At 67.0% G+C, this 13,914-nt stretch carries 12 protein-coding genes; 11 read left to right on the top strand and 1 reads right to left on the bottom strand.

The genetic code is table 11. From position 1 onward, the window contains the following. The 9 genes from glcF to F3J14_RS28660 form a co-directional block, all read left to right on the top strand. Positions 1-740, top strand: a 740-nt coding sequence (gene glcF, locus F3J14_RS28620; RefSeq protein WP_166725811.1) for a glycolate oxidase subunit GlcF, incomplete at its 5' end; no start/stop codon positions are given. 22 nt (positions 741-762) lie between these two features. Continuing rightward, complete coding sequence (locus F3J14_RS28625; RefSeq protein WP_166725812.1) at positions 763-1,167, top strand: heme-binding protein; 405 nt, start codon at positions 763-765, stop codon at positions 1,165-1,167. A gap of 36 nt (positions 1,168-1,203) precedes the next feature. Further along, complete coding sequence (locus F3J14_RS28630) at positions 1,204-3,378, top strand: malate synthase G (RefSeq protein ID WP_166725813.1); 2,175 nt, start codon at positions 1,204-1,206, stop codon at positions 3,376-3,378. Between the two features lie 489 nt (positions 3,379-3,867). After that, entirely contained in the window at positions 3,868-5,430 is a 1,563-nt protein-coding gene (locus F3J14_RS28635) for a GGDEF domain-containing protein (RefSeq protein ID WP_166725814.1), read from the top strand. A 130-nt stretch (positions 5,431-5,560) separates the two neighbouring features. Next, a complete protein-coding gene (locus tag F3J14_RS28640) occupies positions 5,561-6,940 on the top strand; it encodes a cache domain-containing protein (protein WP_166725815.1) in 1,380 nt (459 codons plus the stop codon). Between the two features lie 31 nt (positions 6,941-6,971). Beyond that, on the top strand, positions 6,972-7,616 hold the full coding sequence (locus F3J14_RS28645; RefSeq protein ID WP_166725816.1) for a response regulator transcription factor: 645 nt from the start codon (positions 6,972-6,974) through the stop codon (positions 7,614-7,616). A 205-nt stretch (positions 7,617-7,821) separates the two neighbouring features. After that, positions 7,822-8,385, top strand: coding sequence for a PAAR domain-containing protein (locus F3J14_RS28650; RefSeq protein ID WP_166725817.1), 564 nt, complete (start codon positions 7,822-7,824; stop codon positions 8,383-8,385). Next, positions 8,385-8,978: a type VI secretion system amidase effector protein Tae4 gene (locus tag F3J14_RS28655; RefSeq protein ID WP_166725818.1), complete on the top strand. Its 594-nt coding sequence runs from the start codon at positions 8,385-8,387 to the stop codon at positions 8,976-8,978. The genes F3J14_RS28650 and F3J14_RS28655 overlap by 1 nt, the downstream gene beginning before the upstream one ends. Before the next feature lie 50 nt (positions 8,979-9,028). Beyond that, the gene (locus F3J14_RS28660) at positions 9,029-9,217 is read left to right on the top strand and encodes a hypothetical protein (protein WP_006753204.1); all 189 of its coding nucleotides are present in this window, start codon (positions 9,029-9,031) and stop codon (positions 9,215-9,217) included. A gap of 418 nt (positions 9,218-9,635) precedes the next feature. Here F3J14_RS28660 and F3J14_RS28665 read toward each other — a convergent pair whose 3' ends face one another. Beyond that, positions 9,636-10,232, bottom strand: coding sequence for an ABC transporter substrate-binding protein (locus F3J14_RS28665; protein WP_166725819.1), 597 nt, complete (start codon positions 10,230-10,232; stop codon positions 9,636-9,638). 331 nt (positions 10,233-10,563) lie between these two features. On the opposite strand from F3J14_RS28665, the gene F3J14_RS28670 reads away from it, so the two are divergent. Both F3J14_RS28670 and F3J14_RS28675 read left to right on the top strand, forming a co-directional pair. Beyond that, the gene (locus F3J14_RS28670) at positions 10,564-13,197 is read left to right on the top strand and encodes an MMPL family transporter (RefSeq protein WP_166725820.1); all 2,634 of its coding nucleotides are present in this window, start codon (positions 10,564-10,566) and stop codon (positions 13,195-13,197) included. Then, the coding region (locus F3J14_RS28675) for a VacJ family lipoprotein (RefSeq protein WP_166725821.1) at positions 13,190-13,914 on the top strand (725 nt) is incomplete at its 3' end. The genes F3J14_RS28670 and F3J14_RS28675, both read left to right, overlap by 8 nt.

The raw sequence follows: 13,914 nt of genomic DNA on the forward strand, positions 1-13,914 counted from the left end.
GCCCGCCGGGCCGCCACGCACGACGCGTGCTGATGCTCGAAGGCTGCGTGCAGCCGTCGCTGTCGCCGAACACCAACGCGGCCGCGGCGCGCGTGCTCGACCGGCTCGGCATCAGCGTGACGCCGGCCCGCGAAGCCGGCTGCTGCGGCGCGACCGAATATCACCTGAACGCGCAGGAGGCCGGGCTCGCACGCGCACGCCGCAACATCGATGCGTGGTGGCCCGCGATCGAGGCCGGCGCGGAAGCGATCGTGCTGACGGCGAGCGGCTGCGGCGCGTTCGTGAAGGAATACGGCGACCTGCTGCGCTCCGACCCCGCCTATGCGGACAAGGCGCAGCGCGTCAGCGCACTCGCGCGCGACCTCGCGGAAGTGATCGCGGCCGAGCCGCTCGACGCGCTGGCCGATGGGATGCCGCGCCGCGTCGCGGTGCACTGCCCGTGCACGCTGCAGCACGCGCAGCGGCTCGGCGGCGCGGTGGAAAGCATCCTGAGGCGGCTCGGCTTCGATCTGACGAATGTCGCCGACGGGCACCTGTGCTGCGGGTCGGCCGGCACCTATTCGCTGACGCAGCCCGAACTCGCGACCCGGCTGCGCGACAACAAGCTCGACGCGCTCGAAGCCGCGCGGCCGGACCTGATTGTCACGGCCAACATCGGCTGCCAGACTCACCTGAACGGCGCGGGCCGTACGTCCGTGCGCCACTGGATCGAGCTCGTCGACAACCGATTGGTCAACTGACCGCTGATTCCGGAGAACTTCCATGCAAACGAAACCCGAACTCGAACTCGCCGACGTCGAGCGCATGCTCGCCGCCGCCCGCGCGGAAGCGGAGCGCCACGGCTGGGCCGTGTCGATCGCCATCGTCGACGACGGCGGCCACCCGCTCGCGTTCGCGCGTCTCGATGGCGCATCGGCGGCCAGCAGCTACATCGCGCAGGACAAAGCGCGCGCGGCGGCGCTCGGCCGTCGCGAGACGAAGGCGTATGAGGATATGATCAACGGTGGCCGCACCGCGTTTCTGAGCGTGCCGCTGACGGGCTTGCTCGAAGGCGGCGTGCCGGTCACGGTGGACGGCCGCATTGCGGGCGCGATCGGTGTGTCTGGCGTAAAGTCCGAACAGGACGCGCAGATCGCTCGCGCCGGCACACAAAGCGTCGCGGCCTGATCCGCGCGCGTTTTTCATTCCCCGGGAGGAATCACGATGATCGACCAAGCAGGACTGCAAGTCGCGCCAGCGCTGAGCCAGTTCATTGAAAACGAAGCACTGCCGGGCACCGGTATCGACAAGGCCGCGTTCTGGAGCGGTTTCTCGGCCCTGGTGCACGACCTCGCGCCGCGCAACCGCGAACTGCTCGCGGAACGCGACCGCCTCCAGCACGAACTCGACACGTGGCATCGCGCGCATCCCGGCCCGGTGCGCGACCATGCCGCGTTTCGCGCGTTCCTCGAACAAATCGGCTACCTCGTGCCGGTCCCGTCGAACGTCGCGGCAGCCACCGCGAACGTCGACAGCGAGATCGCGACGCAGGCCGGCCCGCAGCTCGTCGTGCCGCTGTCGAACGCGCGCTATGCGCTGAACGCCGCGAACGCACGCTGGGGCAGCCTGTACGACGCGCTGTACGGCACCGATGCGCTGCCCGAGGACGGCGGCGCCGAACGCACGTCGGCCTACAACCCGACACGCGGCCAGCGCGTGATCGACTACGCGCGCAACGTGCTCGACAACGCGGCGCCGCTCGCGAGCGGCTCGCACCGCGACGTACTGCGCTATCGCGTGGAGGACGGCCAGCTCGCCGTCGAGACCGGCAAGGGCGTCGTACACCTCGCGCAGCCGGCGCAATTCGTCGGCTACCAGGGCGCGGCGGGCGCGCCGTCGGCGATCCTGCTGAAAAATAACGGCCTGCACATCGAGATCCAGATCGACGCGTCGACCCCCATCGGTCGCGCCGATCTCGCGAACGTGAAGGACATCGTGCTCGAAGCCGCGGTCAGCACGATCATCGACTGCGAGGATTCGGTCGCGGCGGTCGACGCCGAAGACAAGGTCCAGCTGTATCGCAACTGGCTCGGGCTGATGCAGGGCACGCTGGTCGAGGAAGTCGCGAAGGGCGGCAAGAGCTTCACGCGCCGCCTGAACGCCGATCGCGAATACACGACGCCGGCCGGCGGCACGCTGTCGCTGCACGGCCGCTCGCTGCTGTTCGTGCGCAACGTCGGCCACCTGATGACCAACGGCGCGGTGCTCGACCGCGACGGCAACGAGATTCCGGAAGGGATTCTCGACGGCGTCGTCACGACGCTGTGCGCGCTGCACGACCTGAAGGCCAAGCGCAATTCGCGCACGGGCTCGATCTACATCGTGAAGCCGAAGATGCATGGCCCGGTCGAAGTCGCGTTCGCCGACACGCTGTTCGCGCGCATCGAGGATCTGTACGGCCTGCCGCGCAACACGCTGAAGATGGGCATCATGGACGAGGAGCGCCGCACCAGCGTGAACCTCGCCGCGTGTATCGCGGCCGCCGCCACGCGCGTCGCGTTCATCAACACCGGCTTCCTCGACCGCACCGGCGACGAAATGCACACCGCGATGGAAGCCGGCCCGATGATCCGCAAGGGCGAGATGAAGTCGTCGGCGTGGATCACCGCATACGAGCGCAACAACGTGCTCGCGGGCCTGTCGGCCGGCTTGCGCGGCCGCGCGCAGATCGGCAAGGGCATGTGGGCGATGCCGGACCTGATGCACGCGATGCTCGAGCAGAAGATCGCGCATCCGCGCGCCGGCGCGAACACCGCGTGGGTGCCGTCGCCGACCGCCGCGACGCTGCACGCGCTGCACTACCACCAAGTCGATGTGCAGGCCGTCCAGCAAGAGCTCGAGAAGACGCCCTACGCGAGCGAACGCGACGCGCTGCTCGAAGGGCTGCTGACCGTGCCGGTCGTCGAGCGCGCCGCCTGGAGCGAAAGCGAGATCCTGAGCGAGGTCGAGAACAACGCGCAAGGCATCCTCGGCTACGTCGTGCGCTGGGTCGAACAAGGCGTCGGCTGCTCGAAGGTGCCCGACATCCACGACGTCGGCCTGATGGAAGACCGCGCGACGCTGCGCATCTCGAGCCAGCACATCGCGAACTGGCTGCGCCATGGCGTAATCACCGAGGCGTTCGTGCTCGACGTGTTCAAGCGGATGGCGCGCGTCGTCGACCAGCAGAACGCGGGCGACCCGAACTACCGCCCGATGGCGCCTAACTACGACCAGTCGACCGCGTTCAAGGCCGCGTGCGCGTTGACGCTGCAGGGCACGTCGCAGCCGAGCGGTTATACCGAGCCGCTGCTGCATCGGTTCCGGCTCGCGTTCAAGGCGCAACAGCACGGCGCCTGAGCGTCCGCATGCGGGCTTTCCCGCATGCGGTTTCACGAAACGGGCGGCCATCTCGGCCGCCCGCTTTTCATATACGGATTCACCCGGACGCTGAAAACGGATAACCGGTGCGTATCGCTCGACTTCGGCGCAGAGCCTTGCGCTGCAACGCTTGCGCGCGCGATCGGCAAGCCTTGGCCGACGCGATAATTTGATCCGGATCAACGGCCTACAACATTTTTCGCGCCCACGAATGTGCGCGTTATACTCGGACCATTGCGCGCCGCGCGATTCGTCGGATCGTCGAATCGCGGCAGATTTATCTGGCCGGTGCGAGGGTAATCCGACGGCTTATCCGGCCGCAATTACCGATGATCGGCGCCCGCTTTTTCTGTCGGTCGGGCGGAATGCGTATCGGGGGCCGCGTACCGGATCGCCACCGGCCAATCAATATGAACATAATCGCATCGGCCCGCCGCCCGGCGGCGATGCCCCCTCGATCCACGGACCATGGCAGAAACCGACTACGCAATGCCCAGCGAATCCGGCCTGACGGGCCGTGTCGCCGCTCATGTGCGCCGGCTCCTGCTGCCGCACCTGATCTTCTATTCCGGGCTGCTGCTCGGTCTGCTCCTGCTGCTGCTGTGCGCAATCGTGCTATACGAGGCACGCATCGACGCGCGCGACCGTGCGCGCATCACGCAGCAGAACATCGCGTTGATGGCGTCGTGGGACATCGAGCGCAACATCGAGTTCTATGCGCTGTCGCTGCAGGCAGTCGTCGAAGGCGAGAACGATCCGGCGGTCGTCGCGCTGCCGATGCCGCTGCGCCGCCAGGTGCTGTTCGATCGCGCGACGACGGCCAAGTATCTTGGCGGTATCTACGTGCTCGACGCGAACGGCGACATTGCGGTCGACGGCAAGAGCGACGTGCCGCGCAAGGCCAATTTCGGCAACGAACGGTACTTCACCGTGCATCGCGACCACCCGGACGTCGGCCTGTACGTCAGCGACCCGTACCATTCGCGGCTGCGCGCCGGCTCGCCGAGCATCGCGCTCAGCCGGCGGATCACGCGGCCCGACGGGTCGTTCGGCGGCGTCGCCGTCATATCGATCCGGCTCGAATATTTCCAGAACCTGTTCTCGCGCCTCTCTCTCGGCGATCGCGGGTCGATGGCGCTGATCAATACATCCGGCCTGATGCTCGCGCGCCAGCCGTACGAACCGGCGATCGTCGGGCGCAACATCAGCAAGGCCAGCACGTTCCGGCACTTCATGACCGCCAGCGAAGGCAGCTTCTCCGACACCGCGTCGATCGACGGCGTGCGGCGGCTGTACGTGTTCCGGCACCTCGAGAACCTGCCGCTGATCATCATGGTCGCGCGCTCGGAAGCCGACACCTACGCCGCGTGGTACGACCGCGCGATCCCGATCGGCTCGGCGATGGCCGTGCTCGCGCTCGGCTTCGTCTGCCTGTCGCTGCTGCTCGACGTGCAGTTGCGCAAGCGTCACCGCGCGGAAACCGAACTCCAGGCGCTCGCGCGCACCGACGGCCTCACCGGCCTCGACAACCGCCGGATGCTCGACGTCACGCTCGCGCGCGAATGGCGCCGCGCGGCGCGTTCGCAGCACGCGCTGTCGCTGCTGTTCGTCGACGTCGACCACTTCAAGCGCTACAACGACTCGCAGGGCCACCAGGCCGGCGACGACGCGCTCGCCGCGGTCGCCCGCTGCATCGCCGGCTGCCTGCGCCGTCCGGCCGACTATGCGGCCCGTTACGGCGGCGAGGAGTTCGTCGTCGTGCTGCCCAATGTCGATACGAACGGCGCGGTGACGATCGCCGAATCGATCCGCACCGGCATCCTCGATCTCGGCATCCGGCACGACGCGGGCTCGTCCGGCCGCCTGACCGCGAGCATCGGCGTGACGACCTGCTATCCGGAACACGACGACAGCATCCAGGCCGCGCTGAAGCTCGCCGACGACGCGCTGTACCGCGCGAAGGAATCCGGGCGCAACCAGGTCGTCGTGCAGACGTCCTCGTCTGTCGAACCCGTGCCGCGGCGCGCCTGACCGCGGCGTCGGCCGGCCATCCGTGCGGCTCTCGACACCGCCGCCTGTGGGCAAAATCGCCGACAATGTCGGCTCGCCGCGCCGCCGCACGACACACGCGCCCGCCGGCCCGCGCCCGCTTCGCACCACCATGAGACTCAAGGCAAAGATTTTCCTTCTGGCCATCGTGCCGTTCCTGCTCGCGATCGCCGGCATCGGCTTCGGCGTGCGCCAGCAGGCGACGTCGCTCGCGCGCACGCAGCACGCGACGATCCAGGCCGCCTACCTGTCGAGCAAGGAAGTCGAGCTGAAGCATTACGTCGAACTGGCGACGAGCGCGATCATGCCGCTTTACGACGCGAGCGGCCGCAATGCGCGCGACGACGGGCTGCTGCGCACGCAGGCGCTCGCGATGCTGCAGAAGATGGATTTCGGCCCCGACGGCTATTTCTTCGTCTACGACCTGCACGGCAATTCGCTGATGCATCCGCGCGAGCCCGAGCGCGTCGGTCACAACTTCTGGTCGATGCGCGACCCGCAGGGCGCGCTGACGATCCAGCAGCTGATCGGCGCCGCGTCGCACGGCGGCGGCTACGTGCGCTACGCGTGGCAGCGGCCGTCGACCGGCAAGGTCGCGCCGAAGCTCGGCTACGTCGTCGCGCTCGAACGCTGGGGCTGGATGGTCGGCACCGGCATCTATCTCGACGACGTCGACACCGCGCTGCAACGCATCGACGCGCGCGCGTCCGCGAACATCGAGCGCACGATGAGCTGGCTCACCGCGATCGCGCTGACTGGCGCGGCGGTGATCGCCGTCTGCGCGCTGGTGCTGAACGTCAGCGAATCGCGCAGCGCCGATGCGAAGCTCAAGCAACTCGCGCAGCGCGTCGTCGAATCGCAGGAGCAGGAGCGCGCGCGGCTGTCGCGCGAGCTGCATGACGGGATCAGCCAGATGATGGTGTCCGCGAAGCTGATGCTCGAGTCCGCGCTCGCGCGGTTCGAGCGCGGCGCGACGCGCATGCCCGAGGCCGAGCAGGCGCTCGCGACGGGTGTCGGACGGCTCGGCGACACGCTGCGCGAAGTGCGGCGCATCTCGCATGCGCTGCGCCCGGCGATGCTCGACGATCTCGGCCTCGCGGCCGCGCTCGAGCAGCTCGTGCGCGAACTCGGCGCGGAGAGCGGCATCGACATCGGCTATACGCAGGTTGCGCACAGCGGCGCGCGGCCGTTGCCCGCGCCGGTCAATACGGCGCTGTTCCGGATCGCGCAGGAAGCGCTCAGCAACATCGTGCATCATGCGCAGGCGTCGCGCGCGGCCGTCACGCTCGACGTCGGCGCGCATGCCGTCAGGCTGACCATCGCCGACAACGGCTGCGGATTCGATGCCGAGCGGACCCAGACCGATGCGCGCCGCGGCATCGGGCTGCGCAACATGCGCGAGCGCCTCGACGCGCTCGGCGGCACGCTGACGATCGCGTCGCAGGTCGGCCACACCGTCGTGGCCGCGCGCGTGCCGCTGCGCGCCGCCTGACGAGCACCACCATAACCGGAGACCTTTGCCCATGAGCGCCCCCGAGACTGACCGGCCCGCCGCCCGACTGCTGCTCGTCGACGACCACCCGCTGGTGCGCGACGGCCTGCGGATGCGGCTCGAGGCGGCCGACCTGTCCGTGGTCGGCGAAGCCGGCAACGCCGACGAAGCGCTCGCGCTCGCCGCGTCGCTCGAACCCGATCTCGCGCTGATGGACGTCGGCATGAACGGGATGAACGGCATCACGCTCGCCGGCGTGTTCCACGAGCGCTTTCCGGGGATTCGCGTGCTGATGCTGTCGATGCACGACAACATCGAGTATGTGACGCAGGCCGTGCGCGCCGGCGCGAGCGGCTACCTGCTGAAGGATTCGCCGGCGAGCGAGATCGTCCGCGCGATCGGTGCGGTGCTGGTCGGGCAGACGTTCTTCAGCGAAGGGCTCGCCGCGCGGATGATCCAGGCGAGCGCGACCGCGTCGCCACTCGACCGCTTGACGCCGCGCGAACGCGACATCCTCGACGCGCTGGCCGAGGGGCTGTCGAGCAAGCAGATCGCGCAGCAGACGGGGCTGTCGGTCCGTACGGTGGAAACCCATCGGCTGAATCTGAAGCGCAAGCTCGAGATCGAGGGGCAGGCGGAGCTGATCAAGTTCGCGGTCGAGCATCGGCGGCGGTAGGGCAGTCTCCTGATTGCTCGCGCCGCACGCAATTCACCTTCCAATTTCATACTTGTCCAATCGACCTCACCCCGAGGGTAATGGAATCCTTTCGCTTGCCGAAACGAGCATCGTGCTCGTGATTCGCATGACACGTGCGTGAACTCGTCTTGCGGCAGTCGGCATCACCTGCAGATATCGGTGACGCGAATCGAGGAGCGAAATCATGATGCGCCGCATCGCCGTTGTCGGCGACGAGCTGGAGACCGGGGGACACATCCTTGCGTACGCAGGGCCGACATTCACGTTCGGCGACGCCGGGCGTCAGGTTGCGCTGATCGGCGGCCTCGCATTCTGCGCAGCGTGCGAGAGCACCGGGCAGATCGCCAAGACCGGCGGTCCGAAGCGCATCGAATTCATGGGCGAAACGGCGGCCGATGGCGACATCGTTCGATGTCGATGCTCGACACCGCCACGCATCGTCGCGGTGCTCTCCGGCAATTCATGGTGCGACGACCTAGCGGAAGCGGCGAGCGTCGTTTCCTCCGGAATGAATCGGGAAGGCAACGTCAAGACCGTGGCTGCGTGCGTCTACGACGAATGCGTTCGCGCCACCGGAAACGGCGCCTCTCCCGACTATCCCTACATCATCGAAACCGCGGACGGGCGCGTTCACTCCGGCCGACTCGACAGCACCGGATACCTGCCGCGCATCCATACGAGCGGCAAGGACGAGTACACGATCTATTGGGGCGACGAAGCGCTCGCAAGATCGAACGGGGACGTGTAATGCCGAATGGAAAAACAGTCGTGACGACAACCGCCGTGCAAAACTCGCACAAGGAGGTCGAACTGAAGTCGGTGACATTTTCCGAGCTATGGAACAACTACGCGCACGGAAACCCATACGACGATCCGAACGGACAGTACAAGAACCAGTGCGCGATCCGGATGAGTGTGACGCTTCACAAGGTCGGCATCGCAATGAAGTCGTTTTCGCGGAAGCGGGTTCGGCCGATGCCGGGCAAACCGACGCTGGGTCGTCTTCTGCTCGCCGGCAAACCGACCGCCACGCGCGCATACGAGTTCGCTGAGTGGTTGAAACTGCGGCCGATCGCGGGCGTACTGGCTCCCGAGAATATAACGGGACCGAATTGGGCGAGTAAGGTATCCGGTCGGACCGGAATCATATTCTTTGACGGCTATTGGCTGCAGGACGGCGACTCACCTGACAACTTGAGCGGCGGTCACGTCGACCTCTGGAACGGGAGCAAACTCACGGGCTTCGGATCAGGCGTGCGAATTTCATGGAATATAGTCCTGCCGGGCATCTGGTCGGATTTCCGAAATTCGAAAACCATCTTGTTTTTTCCCGTCAAATGAAACTCGTGACTGTAGTAGTAGGCGCACTTGTCGGTGGAGCGCTCGCGACAATGATCTGCTGGGGAGCACTCTACGTTTACGGTGCATTCGTCCTGCGTGGCGAGGGAAGCCTTTTCGATACGAATCCCGAGATCGCGAATCTATTTTTTCTCGGATGGGGCGGGCTGATTGCAATTTTTGCGACGGCCGGCGCGATTATCGTGACTCGCAGGAAATCCGCTCGCTACCCGACCAAATGAGACGCGTCGGCTTTCCGCTTCTGTACTGGATCGCTGGCCTGATCACGACTTGGCTCGCATGCTGGATCGGCTTGCGACCGCCTTCCGGGGGCGATGGTTGTCATGAGATCGATCTCTGCTCACCGCCGTGGCCGCTTGCTGCACTGCTAATCGGTTTTCTGCTTGGGCCATCGCTTGGATTTGCCTTCGCCGGCTGGCGTATGGGACGCCGACGCGCGACACGGCAAACGGTGCTGTGCTCGCTGAGCACGTTGGTTACTCCAACGATGCTGTTTTTTTCTCGCCTCGTATGTGATTCGCTGAGTCACCGTCGCACAGTCGCGGACGCCGCTCTATCGCTCGACTGACCTACGAATGGAAAAGGCGCCCCGAGGGCGCCCTTCATGCATGCCGACCCAAACGGATCGGCGAGCGGCGATCAGTTCGTCCGCGAGTTGTGTTTCTGCAGATACGCGATCAGGCCGTCGATGCCGCCCGTTGCGAGCTGGCTCTTGAACTGCCCCTGGTAGACCTGGATCAGCCACGCGCCCGACATGTCGATGTCGTAGATCTTCCAGTCGTTGCCGACCTTGCCGAGCCGGTAACCGACCGACTGGCTGTCGCCCGGCGTCGTGACCGTCGACTGCACCAGCGCATCGGCGCCCGACGCGCCGCCGGCCTTGAACGAGAACTTCGCGTCCTGGCTGCCGAGCTGCGCGAGCGACGCGGCATAGGTGCGCGTCATCAGCACCCTGAACTGCTTGTAGAGTTCCTGCTGCTGTTGCGGCGTCGCCTGCTTCCAGGCATCGCCGACCGCGATGCGGGTCGTGCGCTCGAAGTTGGTCACCGGCAGGAAGCGCTGCTCGACGACTTGCGTGATTTTCGCCATGTCGCCGCCGCGTGCAGCCGGATCGGCCTTCATCGCGTTGACGGTGCCCTCGACCGCATTGCGGACGATGTCGACCGGCGCGCTCTGCGCGAAAGCGGAAACCGACACGGCGGCCGCCGCGACGAAAGCAAACAGATGACGTTTCATACGGATATCGCACTCGATGAGAAAAAAACGGCCGGCGGTTTGCGTCGATTGCATCGGCCGGTGGGTCGAAGTATAGCGGCCCGGACGCCCGCCTGCCGCGCGGTGACCGACTGTTACCTTTGAGCCCCTTTTGTCACAGGAGCGTCGCCGCGGCACGATCCGGGCCGATTATGTAAATATCCGCTTACCAATGGTCCGATCATTCGTGCCGATTCCATCGCCGCCGAGCAAATATCCTTCCCGCCCCCTTCATGCTCCAACGTTGCGACCGACGTCACGCGGCGCCGGTATACTCGTTGCTTTGCCCTTGCCAGCCCCATCCCACCGCCACATGGTGACATCTCTCATCGTCCGACTCGTCGCATTGTCGGTACGCCGCCCCGTCTGGGTCGTCGTGCTGTCGCTCGTCATTGCCGTCTTCAGCGGCGTCTATGTCGCGCAGCACTTCAAGATCAACACGGACATCAGCAAACTGGTCGACGCGGAACCGCAGTGGGCCGCACTCGGCAAGGCCGTCGACAAGGCCTTCCCGCAACGCAACGGCACGATCCTCGCGGTGGTCGAGGCGCCCGCCCCCGAATTCGCGACGGCCGCCGCGCACGCGCTCACCGAAGCCCTGCAGAAGCAGGCCGACGCCGGCCGGATCGGCCAGGTCGCCGAACCCGGCGGCGGCCCGTTCTTCGAGCACAACGGGCTGCTGTTCCTGTCGCCGCAGGAAGTGTCGGACACCACCTCGCAGCTCGCGAGCGCGCGTCCGCTCGTCAACGAACTCGCGAAGAACCCGAGCCTGACCGGGCTCGCGACCACGCTGTCCACCACGCTCGGCCAGCCGCTCCTCACCGGCCAGGTGAAGCTGCCCTCGATGGCGAAGCTGCTCGCGCGCAGCGCCGCGACGGTCGACGACGTGCTGGCCGGCAAGCCGGCCGCGTTCTCGTGGCGCGGGCTGGTCGACAGCGATGCCGCGCGCCAGCCCGCCCGCGCGTTCGTCACCGTGCAGCCGGTCGTGAACTACGGCGCGCTGAAGGCCGGTGCGGAAACGACCCAGGTGATCCGCGACACCGCGCAAGCGCTCGGCCTCGAGCAACGCTACGGCGCGGTCGTGCGCCTGACCGGCGAACAGCCGCTCGCCGACGACGAATTCGCGTCGGTGGAAGACGGCGCCGCGCTCAACGGCGCGCTCACGCTGCTGGCCGTGCTCGTCATCCTGTGGCTCGCGCTGCGCTCGAAGCGGATGATCGGCTCGGTGCTCGTCACGCTGTTCGTCGGCCTCGTCGTGACGGCCGCGCTCGGCCTCGCGATGGTCGGTTCGCTGAACATGATCTCGGTCGCGTTCATGGTGCTGTTCGTCGGCCTCGGCGTCGACTTCTCGATCCAGTACGGCGTGAAGTACCGCGAGGAACGCTTCCGCGATCAACGCATCGATCACGCGCTGATCGGCGCCGCGCACTCGATGGGCATGCCGCTCGCGCTCGCCACAGCGGCGGTCGCGGCGAGCTTCTTCTCGTTCATCCCCACCGCCTATCGCGGCGTATCCGAGCTCGGCCTGATCGCGGGCGTCGGGATGTTCGTCGCGCTGCTGACCACGCTCACGCTGCTGCCCGCGCTGTTGCGCCTGTTCGCGCCGCCGGGCGAATCGAAGACGCCGGGCTTCCCGTGGCTCGCACCGGTCGACGACTTCCTCGATCGCCATCGCAAGCCGATCCTGATCGGCACGCTCGCGGTCGTGATCGGCGCGCTGCCGCTGCTCGCGTTCCTGCACTTCGACTTCAACCCGCTGCACCTGAAGGATCCGCACAGCGAATCGATGGCGACGCTGCTCGCGCTGAAGGATTCGCCCGAAGCGGCCGTCAACGACGTCACGCTGCTCGCGCCGTCGCTCGCCGAGGCCGACGCGGCCGCGAAGCGCCTCGACGCGCTGCCGGAAGTCGGCCGCACGACGACGCTCACGACCTTCGTCCCGGCCGACCAGCCGGCCAAGCGCGCGGCGATCGCCGCGGCCGCGAGCGAGCTGCTGCCTGCGCTCACGCAGCCGGCCGCGCCGAACGCGACCGACGCGCAACGCGTCGCCGCGCTCAAGCGCGTGTCCAACCTGCTGGGCTACGCGGCGGAAGATCACCCGGGCCCGGGCGCGTCCGCCGCCCAGCATCTGTCGGCATCGCTCGCGAAGCTCGCCGCCGCCGACAGCGCGACGCGCGACCGCGCCGAACGCGCGTTCTCCGACACGCTGCGCATCGCGCTCAACCAGCTCGCGACGCTGCTGCAGCCGCAGGATGTCACGCGGGAATCGCTGCCGCCGCAGATCGTGCGCGACTGGGTCGCGCCGGACGGCCATGCGCTCGTGCAGATTTCGCCGAAGGTGCCGAAGGGCGTCGACCCGAACGACGACACGATGCTGCGCCGCTTCGCGAAGGCGGTGAAGGCCGCGGAGCCGGGCGCGACCGGCGGTCCGATCTCGATCCTGCATTCGGCCGACACGATCATCAACGCGTTCCTGCATGCGGCGCTGTGGTCGATCATCTCGATCACGATCCTGCTGTGGATCACGCTGCGCCGCTTCGGCGACGTGCTGCGCACGCTGGTGCCGCTGCTCGTGTCGGGCCTCGTCACGCTCGAGATGTGCGTCCTGCTCGGGATGTCGCTGAACTTCGCGAACATCATCGCGCTGCCGCTGATGCTCGGCGTCGGCGTCGCGTTCAAGGTGTACTTCGTGATGGCGTGGCGCGCGGGGCAAACGGGCCTGCTGCACTCGAGCCTCACGCACGCGGTGCTGTTCAGCGCCGCGACGACGGCAACCGCCTTCGGCAGCCTGTGGCTGTCGCATCATCCGGGCACGTCGAGCATGGGCAAGCTGCTCGCGCTGGCGTTGACCTGCACCCTGATCGGCGCCGTGGTGTTTCAGCCCGTCCTGATGGGCAAACCGCGCGTCAAACGCGCCCAGAACCAATCGCAAGGAAATAATGAATAAGGTGCGAATCATTGCGGCGACCGTCGCTGCCAGCGCGTTGCTGAGCGGCTGCGCGACGGGCCCGAACCGCAACCCCAACGACCCGCTCGAGCCGATGAACCGGGCGATGTACAAGTTCAACGACACGGTCGACACGAACATCGCCGTGCCGATCGCGAAGGGTTACCAGAAGATCACGCCGACGCCGATGCGCACGGCGATCAGCAACTTCTTCTCGAACCTCGGCGATCTCGGCAACATGGCGAACAACCTGCTGCAGTTGCGCATCACCGATGCGACGCAGGATCTGATGCGCGTGGCGATGAACTCGCTGTTCGGCGTCGCCGGCCTGATCGACATCGCGACGCCTGCCGGGCTGCCGAAGCATCACCAGGATTTCGGGCTGACGATGGCGCGCTGGGGCATGCCGTCCGGCCCGTACCTCGTGCTGCCCGTGTTCGGGCCGAGCACGATCCGCGACGGCGTCGGCCGCGCGGTGGACGTCCGCTTCAACCTGCTGAACTACATCGAGCCGGCCGCGCGCAATCCGATGTACATCGCGCAGTTCATCAGCGCGCGCTCGGATCTGCTCGGCGCGACCGACCTGCTGAAGCAGGCGGCGCTCGATCCGTACTCGTTCGTCCGCGACGCGTATCTGCAGCAGCGCAAGTCGCTGACGTATCACGGCCAGTCGGCCTCGGCCGCGCCGCCGAACTACACCGAGCCGGGCGAGTCGGG

Origin of the sequence: Burkholderia sp. Tr-862 (assembly GCF_011753085.1) — a bacterium.
Lineage (GTDB): Bacteria > Pseudomonadota > Gammaproteobacteria > Burkholderiales > Burkholderiaceae > Burkholderia > Burkholderia ambifaria.